The sequence below is a fragment of the Sulfitobacter sp. 1A13679 genome, from assembly GCF_043557115.1.
Classification (GTDB): Bacteria; Pseudomonadota; Alphaproteobacteria; order Rhodobacterales; family Rhodobacteraceae; genus Sulfitobacter; species Sulfitobacter faviae.
Map to the genome: position 1 here is coordinate 19,132 of NZ_JBIFFO010000016.1, position 17,036 is coordinate 36,167.

14 protein-coding genes are annotated in these 17,036 nt (G+C 61.9%); 7 read left to right on the forward strand and 7 right to left on the reverse strand.

Translation table 11 applies throughout. The features are described 5' to 3' along the window. Window positions 1-27 precede the first annotated feature (27 nt). Window positions 28-486 carry a GatB/YqeY domain-containing protein gene (locus ACGYLA_RS13230; RefSeq protein WP_067262660.1) on the forward strand — a complete coding sequence of 153 codons (459 nt, stop codon included), beginning with the start codon at window positions 28-30 and terminating at the stop codon, window positions 484-486. 68 nt (window positions 487-554) lie between these two features. Here ACGYLA_RS13230 and ACGYLA_RS13235 read toward each other — a convergent pair whose 3' ends face one another. The 5 genes from ACGYLA_RS13235 to ACGYLA_RS13255 form a co-directional block, all read right to left on the reverse strand. Next, the gene (locus ACGYLA_RS13235) at window positions 555-1,037 is read right to left on the reverse strand and encodes a DUF2244 domain-containing protein (protein ID WP_168611976.1); all 483 of its coding nucleotides are present in this window, start codon (window positions 1,035-1,037) and stop codon (window positions 555-557) included. Window positions 1,038-1,116: 79 nt separating this feature from the next. Further along, window positions 1,117-1,491 (reverse strand): VOC family protein, encoded by a 375-nt coding sequence (locus ACGYLA_RS13240; protein ID WP_394433054.1) that lies wholly within the window; start codon window positions 1,489-1,491, stop codon window positions 1,117-1,119. Between the two features lie 49 nt (window positions 1,492-1,540). Next, complete coding sequence (locus tag ACGYLA_RS13245) at window positions 1,541-4,981, reverse strand: pyruvate carboxylase (RefSeq protein WP_394433056.1); 3,441 nt, start codon at window positions 4,979-4,981, stop codon at window positions 1,541-1,543. A gap of 101 nt (window positions 4,982-5,082) precedes the next feature. Continuing rightward, complete coding sequence (locus tag ACGYLA_RS13250) at window positions 5,083-6,231, reverse strand: alpha-hydroxy acid oxidase (protein ID WP_394433058.1); 1,149 nt, start codon at window positions 6,229-6,231, stop codon at window positions 5,083-5,085. 96 nt (window positions 6,232-6,327) lie between these two features. Next, window positions 6,328-7,101, reverse strand: coding sequence for a hypothetical protein (locus ACGYLA_RS13255; RefSeq protein ID WP_394416395.1), 774 nt, complete (start codon window positions 7,099-7,101; stop codon window positions 6,328-6,330). Between the two features lie 194 nt (window positions 7,102-7,295). On the opposite strand from ACGYLA_RS13255, the gene ACGYLA_RS13260 reads away from it, so the two are divergent. Further along, window positions 7,296-9,713 carry an ATP-dependent helicase gene (locus tag ACGYLA_RS13260; protein WP_394433060.1) on the forward strand — a complete coding sequence of 806 codons (2,418 nt, stop codon included), beginning with the start codon at window positions 7,296-7,298 and terminating at the stop codon, window positions 9,711-9,713. A 238-nt stretch (window positions 9,714-9,951) separates the two neighbouring features. Here ACGYLA_RS13260 and ACGYLA_RS13265 read toward each other — a convergent pair whose 3' ends face one another. After that, window positions 9,952-10,164 (reverse strand): DUF1127 domain-containing protein, encoded by a 213-nt coding sequence (locus ACGYLA_RS13265; RefSeq protein ID WP_067262642.1) that lies wholly within the window; start codon window positions 10,162-10,164, stop codon window positions 9,952-9,954. A 601-nt stretch (window positions 10,165-10,765) separates the two neighbouring features. Here ACGYLA_RS13265 and ACGYLA_RS13270 point away from each other — a divergent pair. Beyond that, on the forward strand, window positions 10,766-11,830 hold the full coding sequence (locus tag ACGYLA_RS13270) for an Mrp/NBP35 family ATP-binding protein (protein ID WP_394433062.1): 1,065 nt from the start codon (window positions 10,766-10,768) through the stop codon (window positions 11,828-11,830). An 18-nt stretch (window positions 11,831-11,848) separates the two neighbouring features. Here ACGYLA_RS13270 and ACGYLA_RS13275 read toward each other — a convergent pair whose 3' ends face one another. Then, window positions 11,849-12,616: a hypothetical protein gene (locus tag ACGYLA_RS13275; RefSeq protein ID WP_394433064.1), complete on the reverse strand. Its 768-nt coding sequence runs from the start codon at window positions 12,614-12,616 to the stop codon at window positions 11,849-11,851. Between the two features lie 777 nt (window positions 12,617-13,393). On the opposite strand from ACGYLA_RS13275, the gene mraZ reads away from it, so the two are divergent. Genes mraZ through ACGYLA_RS13295 form a run of 4 tightly spaced genes read left to right on the forward strand, consistent with a single transcriptional unit; the run spans window position 13,394 to window position 17,035 of the window. After that, window positions 13,394-13,885: a division/cell wall cluster transcriptional repressor MraZ gene (mraZ, locus tag ACGYLA_RS13280; protein ID WP_082851962.1), complete on the forward strand. Its 492-nt coding sequence runs from the start codon at window positions 13,394-13,396 to the stop codon at window positions 13,883-13,885. Between the two features lie 4 nt (window positions 13,886-13,889). Then, a complete protein-coding gene (gene rsmH / locus ACGYLA_RS13285) occupies window positions 13,890-14,873 on the forward strand; it encodes a 16S rRNA (cytosine(1402)-N(4))-methyltransferase RsmH (protein WP_394433066.1) in 984 nt (327 codons plus the stop codon). 3 nt (window positions 14,874-14,876) lie between these two features. Continuing rightward, window positions 14,877-15,251, forward strand: a complete 375-nt coding sequence (locus ACGYLA_RS13290) for a cell division protein FtsL (RefSeq protein ID WP_394412071.1) — start codon at window positions 14,877-14,879, stop codon at window positions 15,249-15,251. Beyond that, window positions 15,248-17,035: a peptidoglycan D,D-transpeptidase FtsI family protein gene (locus tag ACGYLA_RS13295; RefSeq protein ID WP_394412074.1), complete on the forward strand. Its 1,788-nt coding sequence runs from the start codon at window positions 15,248-15,250 to the stop codon at window positions 17,033-17,035. The genes ACGYLA_RS13290 and ACGYLA_RS13295 overlap by 4 nt, the downstream gene beginning before the upstream one ends. Window position 17,036: the final 1 nt, after the last annotated feature.

A 17,036-nucleotide genomic window follows, 5' to 3' on the forward strand; every position in this document is an offset into this window, starting at 1 on the left:
GGATTTAGCGAAACACAGGAAACCACCATGTCATTGCGGATGCGCATCTCGGATGCTTTGAAACAGGCCATGAAAGACAAGGCGGCGGACCGGCTTTCGACGCTGCGGCTGATCAATGCCGCGATCAAGGACAAGGACATCGCCGCCCGGGCCAACGGCAAGGATGAAGGCGTGTCGGATGCCGAGGTGCTGGGCATCCTCAGCAAAATGGCCAAACAGCGTCAGGAATCGGCGCGCGCCTATGAAGAGGGCGGACGGCTGGACCTTGCGGAGCGCGAGCGCGAAGAGGTCGAGGTGATCGAAGAATTCCTGCCAAGGCAGCTCAGCGTCACCGAAACCGCCGCCGCCGTGGATAAGGCCGTGGCCGATGTCGGTGCGACCTCGATCCGCGACATGGGCAAGGTTATGGGGCTGCTGAAAGAGCGTTATACCGGCCAAATGGATTTCGGCGCAGTGGGACCGGTCATTAAAGACCGCCTGAGCTGAGCCGCGCTTGAGTTGAAAAACAGAGGGCTGGGCCGTAAGGTCTGGCCCTTTTCGGTGTCTGGCCCTTTTCAGTTCCGCAGATGCCGTGCCAGATCGTCGTAAAGCGCGATGCGCTCTTCTTCGCTGAGAAAGGCGCCGATCTCAACCTCGCGGCCCTCGCCGCGTAGGGTGACGTAATGCGGCACGGGGCCGTCATCGTCGTATTTCTTCACTTGGGTCCAATAGCGGTTACAGTCCCAATCCTTGACCTCGCCCTTGGCGGTGGTGTGCACCAGCCGCGCCGTGGTGTCGTCGAGGGTCAGCACCTCTTCGATCTGGCGGGCGCGGTGATTGTGTTGCAAGGCCCAATAGACCGCCCCCAAGGCCAGAAGCACGAAGGGCAGCAGCCCCCAGAGCAGGGCGGTGCCGAGCATGGCGAAAAGCGGAATCATAGCCAGCGTAAAAGTGGCCAGCATAAAGGCCGCAAAACCGCGCGCGGGCAGGGATTGATGCGGCCAAAGGCGCATCTGCTGCGGAGTGGCGCGGGGCGGGGTGGTCCATTCGTAGGGCATGGGATCGCTCAGGCTCAGTCAAAAGCCAAAATAGCGATGGGCCGGGCAATGGCAATGCGGCGCGGAGCCGCGGGAGGGGTCAATCACCCAGCAAATCCCAACGGTTTCCGAAAGGATCGCGAAAAACGGCCACTTTGCCATAGGGCTCATGACGCGGTTCTTCTTCGAAGGTCACGCCCGCAGCGGTCAGACGGTCGAATTCCGCCGCGAAATCCTTAGCCTTCAAGAACAGCCAAACACGGCCCGCACCCTGATTGCCGATGGCGGCGCGCTGCGCCTCTCCGTCCGCCCGGGCCAGAACAAACCCCGTCTCAGCGCCGGGCGGGGTGACGCGGACCCAGCGTTTGCGGCCTTGGTCGACGTCCTCAGTCAGTTCGAACCCCATGACGCCGCAGTAAAAGGCGATGCCGGCGTCATAGTCGGGGACGATCAGGGTTATCGCAGAGAGATGCATCGGCTCGCTCCTTGTGGGGGCGCGGCAAGGGGCCGCGCCCGGGGGTGATTTACTCTAACTCGACAAGCAGGTCCTTCGCATCGATCTGGCCACCGGCCTGCACATGCACGGCCTTTACCACCGCATCGCGTTCTGCGTGGAGGCCCGTCTCCATCTTCATCGCTTCGATGGTCAAAATCAGGTCGCCCGCCTTGACCTGCTGGCCCGCCTTCACCCCGACGGAGGCCACGACCCCCGGCATCGGCGCGCCGATGTGATCGGGATTGCCCGCCTCGGCCTTTGGGCGCTGCACGGTGGCATCCTTGACCAGCCGGTTCGCCACGCGGATCACCCGCGGCTGGCCGTTGAGTTCAAAGAAGACCTTCACCTCGCCATCCTCTCCGGCCTCAGATTCGGCCTGAAGACGGATTTCCAAGGTTTTGCCGGGATCGATCTCGGCCGAGATCTCTGCCCCCGGTTCCATGCCGTAGAAGAAGGTATGTGTGGGCAGGGTGCGCACCGGGCCATAGACGCGGTGGCGGCCCATGTAGTCGAGGAAAACCTTGGGATACATCAGATAGCCGCAGAGGTCTTCGTCGTCGATCTGCAGGCCGTCCAACTGCTCGGAAAGCTCTTTGCGCACGGCTTCGATATCGACGGGTTCCAGGTGTTTGCCGGGGCGTTCGGTGTTCGGCGTCTCGCCTTTCAGCACCTTCTTGACGATGCCTGCCGGGAAGCCGTTCGGCGGCTGGCCGAGGTTGCCGCGCATCATGTCGATCACGCTGTCGGGGAAGGAGACATCGACATTCGGGTCTTCGACCTGCGCCCGGGTCAGCCCTTGGGAGACCATCATCAACGCCATGTCGCCCACGACTTTGGACGAGGGCGTGACCTTCACGATATCGCCGAACATCTGGTTCACGTCCGCATAGGTGCGCGCCACCTCGGGCCAGCGGTCTTCCAGCCCCATAGAGGCAGCCTGCGCTTTGAGGTTCGTGAACTGCCCACCGGGCATTTCGTGCAGGTAAACCTCGGAGGAGGGCGCCTGCATCCCGGTCTCAAAGGCGGCATAATGGCCGCGCACTTCTTCCCAGTAATCAGAGATTTCGCGCACGGCTTTCATGTCGATCCCGGTGTCGCGGTCGGTATGTTGCAGGGCCGAAACCACTGTGCCGAGCGTCGCCTGAGAGGTGTTGCCCGAAAGCGCATCCATCGCGCAGTCGACCGCATCGACGCCCGCCTCAGAGGCGGCGAGGATGGTGGCCGTGGCACTGCCCGCCGTGTCATGGGTGTGGAAATGGATCGGCAGACCAACCTCGGATTTCAACGCCTTGACGAGCGCGCGGGCCTGAGCGGGTTTCAACAGGCCTGCCATGTCTTTCAGCCCCAACACATGCGCGCCGGCGGCTTTCAGTTCCTTGCCCATATTGACGTAATACTGAAGGTCGTATTTCGCCCGGTCCGGGTCAAAGATGTCGCCCGTGTAGCAGATCGTGCCCTCGCAAATCTTGCCGGATTCTACGACTGCGTCCATCGCCACGCGCATGTTCTCAACCCAGTTGAGACTGTCGAACACGCGGAACACATCGACGCCGGTATTGGCCGCCGTAGACACGAATTTCTGCACCACATTGTCGGGGTAATTGGTATAGCCCACCCCGTTGGAGGCGCGCAGCAGCATCTGGGTCATCACATTGGGCAGGGCCGCGCGCAGGTCGCGCAGGCGTTGCCACGGGCATTCCTGCAAGAAGCGATAGGCCACATCGAAGGTCGCCCCGCCCCAGCATTCGACCGAGAAGAGCTGCGGCAGATTGGCGGCATAGGCGGGGGCCACCTTGATCATATCGAGGCTGCGCATCCGCGTGGCCAAGAGCGACTGATGCGCATCGCGCATGGTAGTGTCGGTGATGAGCAGTTGACGCTGTTGGCCCATCCACTCGGCCACGGCCTCGGGGCCCTTTTGTTCCAAGAGGTTACGCGTGCCCATCTGCGGCTCGCCGCGCAGCGCGGGCGGCCTCGGGTCACGGACATGGGCGGCGGGCAGGGCGTGGCCCTTGGTCTCTGGATGGCCGTTTACGGTGATGTCGGCGATATAGGTCAGCACCTTGGTCGCGCGGTCGCGGCGCTGCTCGAACTGGAACAGCTCGGGCGTCTCGTCGATGAATTTGGTGGTGTATTCGTTGTTCAGAAACGTCGGGTGTTTCAGCAGGTTCTCGACAAAGGCGATGTTGGTGCTGACCCCGCGCACCCGGAATTCGCGCAGGGCGCGGTCCATGCGGGCGATGGCCATCTCGGGCGTCGGCGCCTTGGCGGTGACCTTGGTCAGCAGGCTGTCGTAATAACGCGTGATGACCCCGCCTGCGTAAGCCGTGCCACCGTCGAGCCGGATGCCCATGCCGGTGGCCGAGCGGTAGGCGGTGATGCGGCCATAGTCGGGGATGAAATTGTTCTGCGGGTCTTCGGTGGTGACGCGGGTTTGCAGCGCATGGCCGGTGAGGGTGATGTCCTCTTGCCGCGCCTTGCCCGTCGCTTCGGCCAGCGGTTTGCCCTCGGCAATGAGGATCTGGGCGCGGACGATGTCGATGCCGGTGACCTCTTCGGTCACGGTATGTTCGACCTGGACGCGGGGGTTCACCTCGATGAAGTAGAAATTGCCGGTTTCCATATCCATCAGGAATTCGACGGTGCCCGCGCATTCATAGTTCACATGGGCGCAGATTTTGCGGCCCAATTCGCAGATTTCGGCGCGTTGGTCTTCAGACAGATAGGGGGCGGGGGCGCGTTCGACGACCTTTTGGTTGCGGCGCTGGACCGAGCAGTCGCGTTCGTACAGATGGTAAATGTCGCCCTGTTTATCGCCGAGGATCTGCACTTCGACATGGCGGGCGCGCAGGATCATCTTTTCCAGATAGCCCTCGCCATTGCCGAAAGCGGCTTCGGCCTCGCGGCGTCCTTCGCGGACTTTCTCCTCCAGTTCCTTTTCGGACATGATCGGCCGCATCCCGCGCCCGCCGCCACCCCAAGAAGCTTTGAGCATCAGCGGATAGCCGACCTCGGCCGCCTCGGCGCGGATCGCGTCCATGTCTTCGCCCAGCACTTCGGTGGCGGGGATGACCGGCACGCCCGCCTCCATCGCGACGCGGCGGGCAGAGGCTTTGTCCCCCAAGGCGCGCATCGTCTCGGCCCGCGGGCCGATGAAGGTGATGCCGTTCTTCTCGCAGGCATCGACGAATTCCGGGTTTTCCGACAGCAGGCCATAGCCCGGATGGATGGCATCGGCACCCGACGCCTTGGCCACACGGATCATCTCGTCGATGCTGAGATAGGCCGCGACGGGGCCGAGACCTTCACCGATGCGATAGGCCTCATCCGCTTTGAAACGGTGCAGGCCCAGCTTGTCCTCTTCGGCGTAGACCGCGACCGTTTTCTTGCCCATCTCATTGGCGGCGCGCATGATGCGGATCGCGATCTCACCACGGTTCGCGATCAGGATCTTTTTAAAATCGGTCACTGGCTGGTCTCCCCTGCTGGTTTTAAAGGCAGCTTAGGGATGCTGCGGTGCAGCGCAAGAGGGCTGTGGCCGTCTTTGTCACATTTCTGCAAGCTTTCCGATCAGAGCGGCGACAGATCAAAGGGGGGAGGGAGGTCGCGCAGGTTCCGTGCGCCCAGCTGCCCCATATTGGCGGTCAGGTCGCGGGCTAGCACATCGATCAGGTGATCTACCCCGCGCGGCCCAAGGGCGGCGAGGGCAAAGTGGAAGGCCCGGCCCAGCATGACGAAATCCGCGCCGAGCGCGAAGGCACGCAGGATATCAAGGCCCGATTCCACGCCGCTGTCAAAGATCACGGGCAGTTTCGTGGCGGCACGAATGGCGGGCAGCGCCTCAGCGCTGGCGGGGGCCGCGTCGAACTGCCGGCCAGCGTGGTTCGAGACCCAGATCGCATCGGCCCCGGCCCTTTCCATCTCCGTGGCGTCTTCGGGGCGCAGCACGCCTTTAATCACCAGCGGCCCCGGCCAGTGGTCGCGCAGCCAATGCAGATAATCCCAATCGGGCGCGGTGCGCAGCAGATAGCCCACATGCGCGGTCGGCGGCAGGTTCGCGGTGGCCGTGCCTTCGGTGTATTTGTCGAGCATTTTCATATGTGGCAGACCCCGGCGCGCCATGCCCATCGCCCAAGCCGGGCGCAACCCGACCTGCGCCATCAGCCGCGGGGTCAGTTTGGGCGGGCTGGTCAGGCCCGAACGGGTTTGCCGCTCACGGCGCGAGGCGACCGGTACGTCGACGGTCAGGACCAAAGTCGTGAAACCCGCAGCCTTGGCCCGCGCCAGCATATCGGTTCGAATTTCCGGGTCGCGCGGGGGGTAGAGCTGGAACCAACCATGCGCGCCCAAATGGGGCGCTACATCTTCCGGGCAGGTCGCGGCCACGGTGGACAGGCCGAAGGGGATGCCGGCGCGACCCGCCGCGCGGGCAAGATGGGCTTCGGCATCGGGCCAGATCAGGCCGGACATGCCCAAGGGGGACATGCCGAAGGGCAGGGGGAGCTTTTGCCCCATCAGATCGACGCTGAGGTCAGGTGTGAATTCGCCGTGCAACACCGAAGGCATCAGCCCGACGCGGTCTAGGGCCGCGCGGTTGCGGTGTTTGGTGGCCTCCGTCCCGGTGGCGGAATCAAGGTATTCCCAAACGAATTTAGGCAGGCGCGACTGCGCGCGGCTGCGAAGGTCCGAGAGGGCGGGGTAGGTTGCATGTAGGTCCATGGCGGCATTTGCGCCAAAGGGTTACGGATTGTCCAGATGGCGTGGCTGCGTCGGAGCCGGGGTGAGGGTGCTGCCGTCCGGGTGGGGCGCAACCAGTTACTGTCGGAAAACGGACCGGGCGAGCGGTGCGGCCTCGCTTACCTTGCGGCCCGGCGGTGTCGGTAGGTTGTCGGCCATATCGACAAGCGCCGCGATGGCTGCTTCGATTTCGTCACCTTCGCTGGCGGCGGCGCCTTCCATGTCGATCAGATGAACGGTCGGATTGGCCTCGGCGTCCAGCCGTTCCTGCGCGATCGAGCGTAGCTCTTGCATGGTGCTGTCGATGGCGCGGCAGAGCCCGGCCAGCATCCCCGCCGACCCGGTAAGCTTCGCCGGATCGATCAGCCCCTTTTCGGCGGCATCCAGCACCGTCGAGATTTGTTCGAGTTTGAACGAAGATGTCGCCGCGAAATAGCGCACATCCTCAAAAGCGAGGGTATCGCGGTTGTCCCGCTGCACCCGCTCCACGACAATGGCGCTGCCCACCACCCGGTCAAGACCGCGGTAGGATTGCACATGATGCAACGTGGTGTCCCAAATCAGCGGCCCGCGCGGCATATGCAGCATCTCGCGATAGCGGATTTGCCCCGCGTTCGAGACGCAGCGCGCATAGCGTTCATTGACCGCCTCGGCCTCTTCATGGGGCATGAAACTGTGCAGGGGGCGGTTTATCACCTCACTCATCACCATGCCGCTATGCGCCTCATGCGCGGTGTTAAGGGCCAAAAGTTCGAAATGCCCGCTGTCCGCGTTCAATTCCGCAATGAACATCGGCAGCTTGAACCGGTCAATCTCTCGGCGCAGGACCGAAGTATCATCGTTTCTGAACATGAGCGGTTCCTCTTGTTTATCGTTGTGGCAGCAGATTGCCGCCAAAGCATTATCAACGGGTAAAGATTTCCCCCGCATTTTAAATTCACCCGGTTTTGCCCGCAGTGGCGCAAAATCGGGACTTGAATATCTTTCGAAAGAACATTTGAGGAACGTCTCTTTATCTCGTACCCCGGACGCGCTAGATTGCGGGCATGAGTGATTTTGACGAAATGGACGCCTTTGAGGGTGCCTCCCTGTCCGCCCGCGCCATGGCCGCGCGTCCGCAGCCTTATCTGGAGGGGTTGAACCCCGCCCAACGGGCCGCGGTCGAGACGTTGGATGGCCCCGTACTGATGCTCGCCGGGGCGGGCACCGGCAAAACGCGGGCGTTGACGGCGCGAATCGTGCATCTGCTCAACACCGGGCGCGCGCGCCCGCATGAGGTTCTGGCGGTCACCTTCACCAACAAGGCCGCGCGGGAAATGAAGACCCGCGTGGGCCAGATGCTGGGCCAGCAGGTTGAGGGGATGCCATGGCTCGGCACCTTTCACGCGATCTGCGTCAAGCTGCTGCGGCGGCATGCGGAATTGGTGGGACTGAAAAGCAATTTCACGATTCTCGATACGGATGACCAGTTGCGCCTGCTCAAACAATTGGTCGCCGCCGAAGGGATCGACGACAAGCGCTGGCCCGCGCGGATGCTGGCGGGGATCATCGACGGCTGGAAAAACCGCGCGCTGACCCCGGACAAGATCCCGAGCGCGGATGCCGGGGCATACAACCACCGCGGGCCGGAGATTTACGCGCAATATCAACGTCGTCTGATCGAATTGAACGCGACCGATTTCGGCGATTTGCTGCTCCATATGGTGACGATTTTCCAGGCGCACCCGGATGTGTTGGCGCAGTATCAGCGCTGGTTCAAATACATCCTCGTCGACGAATATCAGGATACCAATGTGGCCCAATATCTGTGGCTGCGGCTTTTGGCGCAGGGGCACAAGAACATCTGTTGCGTGGGCGACGACGACCAGTCGATCTATGGCTGGCGCGGGGCTGAAGTGGGCAACATCCTGCGGTTTGAAACGGATTTTCCCGGCGCCCATGTGGTCAAGCTTGAGCAGAATTACCGCTCCACCCCGCATATCCTCGCCGCCGCCTCGGGCGTGATCGCGGGCAATGAGGGGCGCTTGGGCAAGACGCTCTGGACCGAAGAGACCGAGGGCGAAAAGGTCCGCCTGATCGGCCATTGGGATGGCGAGGAAGAGGCCCGTTGGATCGGGGATGAGATCGAATCCGCGCAGCGTGGAACGAGGGGGCTCGACCCCTTCTCGCTTGACGATATGGCGATTCTCGTCCGGGCGAGCCACCAGATGCGCGCCTTTGAGGACCGGTTTTTGACCATTGGCCTGCCTTATAAGGTGATTGGCGGCCCGCGGTTCTATGAGCGTTTGGAAATCCGCGACGCCATGGCCTATTTCCGCGTGGTCACCAGCCCCGATGATGATCTGGCTTTCGAGCGGATCGTGAACACGCCCAAGCGGGGTTTGGGCGAAAAGGCGCAGCAGAAAATCCAGCGCACGGCGCGGGATCATGGGGTGAACCTTGTCGAAGGCGCACGAATCCTTCTCGCCCATGGCGGGATCAGCGGCAAAGGGGCGGCGCAACTGCGGCTTTTGATCGACGGGATCGACCGTTGGTCGTCCATGCTGCAAGGTCCGCGGATCGAGATCAGCGAGGACGACTCGGTGCTCGATGATGGTGCCGCGCCGTTGCGGGTGGATTACGGCCCGCCCGAAGTGTCCCATGTCGAATTGGCCGAGATGATTCTCGACGAAAGCGGCTACACCGGCATGTGGCAGAATGACAAAACGCCCGAAGCGCCGGGGCGGCTGGAAAACCTTAAGGAACTCGTCAAAGCCTTGGAAGGGTTCGAGAACCTGCAGGGCTTCCTCGAACATGTCAGCCTGATCATGGATAATGAGCAGGAGGGCGATGGCGAGAAGGTCTCGATCATGACGTTGCACGCGGCCAAGGGCTTGGAATTCCCCATGGTTTTCCTGCCAGGCTGGGAAGATGGGCTGTTCCCGTCGCAGCGTTCGATGGATGAAAGCGGGATGAAGGGGCTCGAAGAGGAGCGGCGGCTGGCCTATGTCGGCATCACCCGGGCAGAGCGGATTTGCACCATCTCTTTCGCCGCCAATCGCCGGGTCTTTGGCCAATGGCAGAATGCGATGCCGTCGCGTTTCATTGATGAGCTGCCCGAAGAACATGTGGATGTGCTGACCCCGCCGGGGCTTTACGGCGGTGGTTTTGGCGCGGCCATGCCGCAATCGGATCTACATGACCGCGCGGCAAGCGCGAATGTCTATAATTCACCGGGGTGGAAACGCCTGCAATCACGCAGCGGGGCGCGGGGCACCAGCCAGCCGCGCGAAAGCCGCAATGTCACGATCGACATGCAAGCGGTCGCCGCCTTTGAGATGGGCGAGCGTGTTTTCCACGATAAATTCGGCTATGGCGAAGTGATTGGCATCGAAGGTGACAAGATGGAAGTCGCCTTTGAGAAGGCCGGGACCAAAAAGGTCGTCTCGCGCTTCTTGACCGGCGGGAAAGACGTGCCCTTCTAAAAGCGTATCCTGTGGCGGGCTACCGAAAGCCTGTCCAAACAGGGCCTTACAAACAAAAACGACGACACCTTGGGAGGAAGGTGCCGCCGTTTCTATGTCGGCCCGAAGCGTCGAGGGAGGGTCGGCTTCGGGTCTCCTTGCGGGGTCCGCCTCATTCAGGGAGGAGGAAATTGATGCGCACCCCGGCTTTCAGACGACAGAACAGGGAGGGGTTCTGACGTCCGATCTCTATCTCTGCTTAGCCGCGGGAAGATTCCCATGCGACGCGGCGCAGTTCGGAACGGCTCAGACCAAGGTCGGCCAGTTCACGGTTGCTCAACGCGCTCAGACCGTCGAAAGTTTCGCGGTACAGACGGTGCTGCTTGTAGCGGGTTGCCAGTGCTTCGAATGCGCCGCCGATACGGGCGAAGACGGAAGTTGTGTTTGCGGTGGTTGTGTTCATGTAAGCCATTTCGGCGCCTCTTTTTTCATCTGTGGATCATCTCGTTGCCTGCTATTTACGCCCTTTCTGCATTTGCACAACGGGCATAAAGTCAATGCCGCTATGCAGAAAGCGCATAGGTTCTGAGTGGTGCAACTTGTTGATAAAAAACGGTTTTGCCCGCGCGGCAAAAGGGCGCAGGGTCATAAAACTGTCATATATGGGGTGGGGGGAAAGGGGGCGACGACATCTGGGAGGAGGTAGATGTCGCCGCCAATAACAGACACATCCGGGAGGAGGATGGACGCGTCTGGTCTTTCCAAACTTGCCTGCATCCGGGAGGAGGAGTGGATGCATCCAAGTCTTGGTAAAATCAGACACATTCGGGAGGAGGAAGAATGTGTCTGGTCTTTCCGAAAGCGGGGCGCTTGGCTCTGCCTATGAACCTAAGTTAGCGCTAATTGCTGCGCTTGCACAATATTTCTTTTTGCAATGCTGCTATGCGGCAAAAACATGGTACCCCTGCGTAATCCTTGGGCATTGCGCCTCTTCCCTATGCAAAAGGGGCCGTCCCCTTGCGCTTGGCGCAGAACCTGCCATTTCAGAAGCCGTAATAGAGGAGAATTTGCGCATGTCTGTGACCAAAGCAGAAGTCGAAGCGGCGCTGGCGCGGGTGCAACTGCCCGACGGCAAGAGCCTGCTGTCCCATGATCTGGTCCGCGCGCTGGTGGTCGAAGGTGATAAGGTTCGATTCGTCATCGAAGCGCCCAATGCCGATGTCGCGCGGCAGATGGCACCTTTGCGCGACGCAGCAGAGCAGGTGGTCCGCGATCTGCCGGGGGTGGGTGATGTATCGGTCGCGCTGACCGCGCATGGCCCCGCACCGAAAGCGCCCAGTCTCAAGGTCGGCGGGCATCCCAAACCGCAAGAGGGGTCGATGAAACCCAGCGGCGTGAAGCGCATCCTCGCCATCGGCTCGGGCAAGGGTGGTGTGGGTAAATCCACCGTCAGTTCCAACCTTGCCGTGGCGCTGGCGCGGGCCGGGCGCAAGGTGGGGCTTCTGGATGCCGATATCTATGGGCCCAGCCAGCCGCGCATGATGGGGGTCAACAAGCGCCCCGCCAGCCCCGACGGCAAGACGATCATTCCCTTGCAGGCCCATGGCGTCACCATGATGTCGATCGGCTTCATGTTGGAGGAGGGCAAGGCCGTTGTCTGGCGTGGGCCGATGCTGATGGGCGCGCTGCAGCAGATGCTCGGGCAAGTGGAATGGGGTGAACTGGACGTGCTGCTTGTCGATCTGCCACCCGGCACCGGCGATGTGCAACTGACGCTTTGCACCAAGTCCGAGCTTTCGGGCGCCATCGTGGTCAGCACGCCTCAGGACGTGGCGCTGATCGACGCGCGCAAGGCGCTCGACATGTTCGCCACATTGAAAACCCCGGTGCTAGGATTGATCGAGAATATGTCGACATTCGTCTGCCCCGATTGTGGCTCTCAGCATGAGATCTTTGGCCAAGGCGGTGTGGCGGCGGAGGCCGAAAAGATGGGCGTGCCGCTTTTGGGCAGCCTGCCGATTGATCTCGATACCCGTTTGGCTGGGGATAGCGGTACGCCAGTCGCCGCGGGCGAGGGGCCGATGGCCGATGCCTATGCCCGGCTCGCAAAGGGCTTGATTGAGGGTGGCATGGCCTGATGGGGGCGGCGCGGGCGGTTAACCCAGCTCGCGCCCTTCGATCAGGTAGCCATAAAGTGTGGTCAGCATCGAGACGAAAACCAGCCCCTCTATAAGGTAGAGCAGGGAATCCAGCATCAGTCGCAGGCCGGGGTCGGCGGGCAGCAACATGCTGGCGATCACGCCGAGCAACGTGTTCACCACCGCCAGCAACACGGCCAGCGCCCAAAGCGTGCCGGCCAAAGGCTCGGTCGCGCGCCAGCTGTCGCGGACCGACATGACGTGGCCAAGAGCGGCGGCGGGCAGCACGAGGCTGAGCCGCAGCGCCAGCCAAAGAAAGGCCACCCCCGCCACCAGCCCGATCAACAGCAGTGCCGCCGGGCTCGACCCGGTCAGCCCGCCCAAGAGTAGCATGGCGAGGCCGATGGGAATGGCCGCGAGAAACTGCACGAAACCCAGAACGATGGCCCGCCAGACATAGGCCCAGAAAAGCCCCATGCCCGGGCGCAGGGCGCTCCCGTCGTGATCAAGCAAGACATAGCGGTGCCAGAGGATGGCCATCAGCGCATAGCCAAGGATGCCCGCCAGCCCGCAGGCGATCAGGATCAGAAGTTGACCCGCAGGCGGCGGGGCGGCGTTCTCGATCACCTGATCCATGGCCCCAAGCGCATCCCCCGCCAGCAAGCCCGCTGCAGCGGCGGCCCCCATCACCCAAAGCACCGCAGGCAGGATCACCCGCAGCGTGGTTGAGGGCGCGTGAAACAGCATGTTCAGCGCGTGGGTGAATAGAGCCGTGGCTTGGATCATGATGCACTCCCTCCGTTTCGCGCCATTACATGCCGTGCGTGGGCCGAAAGGACAAGATACCGCTGACAGCAGGGGCTGTGCGGCTGGGAAAGCATGGGCCGCTGGGAGGTCATGGGAAAAGTCGCGGGAATGCATGGGAAGTCTGGGAAATCATGGGCGCCCCTTGCGCTATTGGGGGTCTTGCCCGATTCGCAGCCACGGGAATTGGCGTGCAATTCGAACGCCCTGGACGCATTCTGCGGAACAAGCAACGAACACGTCCTGTGGATAACTATGTGAGCAAATTTTAGTGGGAAACTGTGGGATATTGTGCAGGTCGCAATTCGTTAACAAGATATAGTGTTTCGGACTTAAATAATCCCAAATTAAGCCACGCGGCACCCGAAAAGTTATACCAGATGTTGTTCTCACAGCCTGTGCAAAACAAAATATTGGGCGGAAATCCAAAAAATATCTAGACGCCCATCAATTCCCATGGCATCCCTAATGCATCGGATGAGAACGGGACACGGGGCAGCAAACGACCCCAAAATAAATCAAAACCTAGCAGGTTTCATACAGGCACCTCGCTTTCATCAGACCAAAGAGATCCGGCGCGCGAGCGAGCAGACATCCCCCCAGGTGGCGCGCGCAGTCGGACTTCCCCCGCCAAGCTGCGGGACGTGGGCGGCGGGTTGATCAGTGGCAGCAGATCAACCCGCCGTTTCCATTTCCGGGGCAGGGGATTGAGGCGGACAACGAGTTTAAGCGCAAAGGCGCAAGAGGCAGGGACAACAAGTGAGCCGCAGGTTCAGAGGCGAAAGCCACCACAAGGTCGATACGAAGGGGCGGGTGTCTATCCCAGCCTCTTTTCGGCGTGTGTTGGAGGCTGGCGACCCGAACTGGAAGAACGGCGACAATCCCGAACTGGTCATCGTCTATGGCGACCACCGCCGCAACTACCTTGAATGCTACACCATGGAAGCCATCGAAGAGGTTGACGCCAAGATCGACCGCATGCCGCGTGGCTCCATGCAGCGCAAGGCGCTTCAGCGTCTGTTCCACGGCCAGTCTTTCCCCACGACGGTAGATGAGACGGGCCGTTTGGTGCTGCCCGCCAAACTGCGCAACAAGATTGAACTCAACGGTGAAGCGTTCTTTATCGCCGCCGGTGACACCTTCCAAATCTGGAAGCCCGAAACCTACGAGACCGAGGAAGAGGCATGGCAGCAGGAACTGCCCGACGATGTCGATCCGCTCTCGTTCCTTGATGGTGATATGGAGATCTGAGGGAATGGTTGCTGCCTCTGACCCTTCCGCCCCTCACACCCCCGTTCTGCTGCGCCCGATCCTATCTGCCGTGGCGCCCGTAGAGGGGGTCTGGCTGGATGGCACCTTTGGCGCGGGCGGCTATACCCGTGGCTTGCTTGAGGCCGGGGCCGCGCGTGTGGTGGCCGTCGACCGCGATCCGCTGGCCTTTGAGATGGCGGCTTCATGGGCCGGTGACTATGGCGATCGGATCACCATGCAACAGGGCGTCTTCTCGCGGATGGACGAATATGCCCAAGACCTCGATGGCGTGGTGCTGGACCTCGGCGTTTCCTCCATGCAGCTCGATCAGGCGGAGCGTGGCTTTTCCTTCATGAAAGATGGCCCGCTCGACATGCGGATGAGCCAAGATGGCCCTTCGGCTGCCGATCTGGTCAATGAGGCCGAGGAAGAGGTGATCGCCAATATCCTCTTTCAATACGGTGAAGAGCGCGCCTCGCGACGGATCGCCAAGGCCATTGTCCGTGCCCGCGAAGAAGCGCCGATCACCACCACGTTGGAATTGGCAAAGCTGGTCGAAGGGTGCCTGCCGCGCTCTAAGCCCGGCCAGAGCCATCCGGCAACCCGCAGTTTCCAAGCGCTGCGGATTGCGGTGAACAATGAATATGGCGAACTTTTTCAGGGGCTTATGGCCGCCGAGCGGGCGTTGAAGCCGGGCGGGAAGCTGGCGGTGGTGACCTTTCATTCGGTCGAGGACCGCATGGTGAAACGCTTCCTTACCGCGCGTGCCGGTGCCGGGGGCAATGCCAACCGTTTCGCCCCCGCGCTTGAGCAGGCGCCGCCGCAGTTCACGCTGAAATCCCGCAAGGCGATTGGCCCCGATGCGCAGGAATTGGCAGAGAACCCGCGCAGCCGGTCGGCCAAGCTGCGGGTCGCCACGCGCACCGACGCGCCCAGTGGTGAGATTGACGCGAAAACCATCGGCATGCCGATGGTCAGGGGGATCTGAGTGATGCGCACGGTAATGTATATCCTCACCACCATTGCCGTGGTTGGATTGGCCTTCTGGGCCTACCGCGAGAATTACGCGACCCAGCAGGCGCTAAGCGATGCCGACAGGCTGCATGCCAATATCCGCGCCGCCCACGCCCGTCTGGCCGTGCTGCGCGCCGAATGGGCCTTTCAAAACCGCCCGGACCGGCTGCGCGATCTGGCGGATCTGAACTTTGACCGTCTGGGCCTGCTGCCGCTGCATCCCGGCCAGTTTGGTCAGGTCGATCAAGTCGCCTATCCGCCCCAGCCCTTGCTGCCGATCACCGATCCTGTGGATGTCTCGACGATGAATTACGAGGCGCTGAACGGTCTTTCCGAGGAGAAGGTTGAATGATCCGCACCCCGCTGCGCCCGCTGGCCCGCATCCTCGACGCCCGCGAGAAGGGGGAAAACCCCGATGCGATCGAACGTGAGAACAAGCGCATCCGCCACGAGCAGATGCGCGACAAGGCGCGGATGCGCGCCGAGGGGCGGCTTCTTGTGCTCGGGGTCTGTTTCCTTTGTGCCTTCACCGTGATTGGCGGACGTATGGGTCTGCTGGCGATGTCGGAACCGTCCGAGCCGCGCGGCCATGCGCCGGGGGCCGTGATCTCGGCCTCGCGCGCGGATATCACGGACCGGAACGGCAACCTTCTGGCCACCAATTTCGAGACCCACGCGCTCTATGCGCAGCCGCGCCACATGATCGACCCGGAGATGGCCGCGAAAAAGCTGGTCAAAATTTTTCCCGATCTGAAAGAAGAACGCCTGATTAAGGATTTCACAGGCAAGCGCAAGTTCCTGTGGATCAAGAAGAAAATAAGCCCCGAACAGATGCAGGCCGTGCATGATATCGGCGATCCGGGGCTCTTGTTCGCGCCGCGCGACATGCGTCTTTACCCCAACGGCTCGCTTGCAGCCCATGTGCTGGGCGGGGCGAGCTATGGCAAGGAAGGCGTCCATGCCGCCGAGGTGATCGGCGTGGCGGGGGCCGAGAAGTATTTCGACGACTATCTGCGCGACCCGGCCAATGGCAACAAACCGCTAGAGCTGTCGCTCGACCTGACCGTGCAGGCCGCGGCGGAGCGGGTGCTTTATGGCGGCATGAAGCTGATGAACGCCAAAGGGGCCACCAGCATTCTGATGGATGTGCACACGGGCGAGGTGATCTCGGTCGCCTCGCTGCCGGACTTCGACCCCAACAACCGGCCCCGGCCTTTGACCCAAGGCGATGCCTCGGACAGCCCGCTGTTCAACCGCGCGGTGCAGGGGGTCTATGAGCTCGGCTCCACCTTCAAGATTTTCGCCGCTGCACAGGCGGTGGAACTGGGGCTGTTCAACGCCGACACGATCATCGACACCTCCGGCCCGATGAAGGTTGGCGGCTTCCGCATCGGCGAATTCCGCAACAAGAACTACGGCAAGCTGAGCGTTGCCGACATCATCGTGCATTCCTCGAACCGGGGCACGGGCCGGATGGCGCTGGAAATCGGTATCGAACGGCAGCAGGAGTTCCTGAAAAGCCTCGGTTTCTTTGAGCCGACCCCCTTTGAGATCGTTGAAGCCTCGGGCGGCAAGCCGCTGTTGCCGAGCCGCTGGACCGAGCTGTCCAGCGTGACGATCTCCTACGGCCACGGGCTGTCGAGCACGCCGATGCACCTTGCCGCGGGCTATGCCGCCATCGCCAATGGCGGGCGCGCGGTAAAGCCCACGTTGTTGAAACAATCCGCCCCCCAACTCGGCCCCCGCGTCATGTCCGAAGAGACCGCCGCGCAGGCGCGGATGATGCTGCGCAAGGTGGTGACCGATGGCACGGCCAGCTTTGCCGAGGTGCCGGGCTATCAGATCGCGGGCAAGACCGGCACCGCTGACAAGCCCAAGCCCACGGGCGGCTATTACGACGACAAGGTGATCAACACTTTCGCCAGCATCTTTCCGATCAACGATCCGAAATATGTGCTGATCGTCACGCTGGACGAACCGGTTGAGACTTCGGGCCCGAAACCGCGCCGCACGGCGGGGTGGACCGCCGTGCCCGTGGCCGCCGAGATGGTGCGCCGCATCGCGCCTTTGCTGGGGCTGCGCCCCGCTGTTGAACCGGTGAACGACGCTGTGCTAACGCTGACCAGCAGCAACTGAA

What these genes read in the sequence shown, in the direction of transcription:
- ACGYLA_RS13275 (WP_394433064.1), bottom strand. Translation starts at nt 12,616, where the DNA reads ATGATCCAAGCCACGGCTCTATTCACCCACGCGCTGAACATGCTGTTT.
- ACGYLA_RS13265 (WP_067262642.1), bottom strand. Translation starts at nt 10,164, where the DNA reads ATGGCTTACATGAACACAACCACCGCAAACACAACTTCCGTCTTCGCC.
- ACGYLA_RS13235 (WP_168611976.1), bottom strand. Translation starts at nt 1,037, where the DNA reads ATGCCCTACGAATGGACCACCCCGCCCCGCGCCACTCCGCAGCAGATG.
- ACGYLA_RS13230 (WP_067262660.1), top strand. Translation starts at nt 28, where the DNA reads ATGTCATTGCGGATGCGCATCTCGGATGCTTTGAAACAGGCCATGAAA.
- ACGYLA_RS13250 (WP_394433058.1), bottom strand. Translation starts at nt 6,231, where the DNA reads ATGGACCTACATGCAACCTACCCCGCCCTCTCGGACCTTCGCAGCCGC.
- ACGYLA_RS13290 (WP_394412071.1), top strand. Translation starts at nt 14,877, where the DNA reads ATGCGCACGGTAATGTATATCCTCACCACCATTGCCGTGGTTGGATTG.
- ACGYLA_RS13295 (WP_394412074.1), top strand. Translation starts at nt 15,248, where the DNA reads ATGATCCGCACCCCGCTGCGCCCGCTGGCCCGCATCCTCGACGCCCGC.
- ACGYLA_RS13270 (WP_394433062.1), top strand. Translation starts at nt 10,766, where the DNA reads ATGTCTGTGACCAAAGCAGAAGTCGAAGCGGCGCTGGCGCGGGTGCAA.
- ACGYLA_RS13255 (WP_394416395.1), bottom strand. Translation starts at nt 7,101, where the DNA reads ATGTTCAGAAACGATGATACTTCGGTCCTGCGCCGAGAGATTGACCGG.
- ACGYLA_RS13240 (WP_394433054.1), bottom strand. Translation starts at nt 1,491, where the DNA reads ATGCATCTCTCTGCGATAACCCTGATCGTCCCCGACTATGACGCCGGC.
- rsmH (WP_394433066.1), top strand. Translation starts at nt 13,890, where the DNA reads ATGGTTGCTGCCTCTGACCCTTCCGCCCCTCACACCCCCGTTCTGCTG.
- ACGYLA_RS13260 (WP_394433060.1), top strand. Translation starts at nt 7,296, where the DNA reads ATGAGTGATTTTGACGAAATGGACGCCTTTGAGGGTGCCTCCCTGTCC.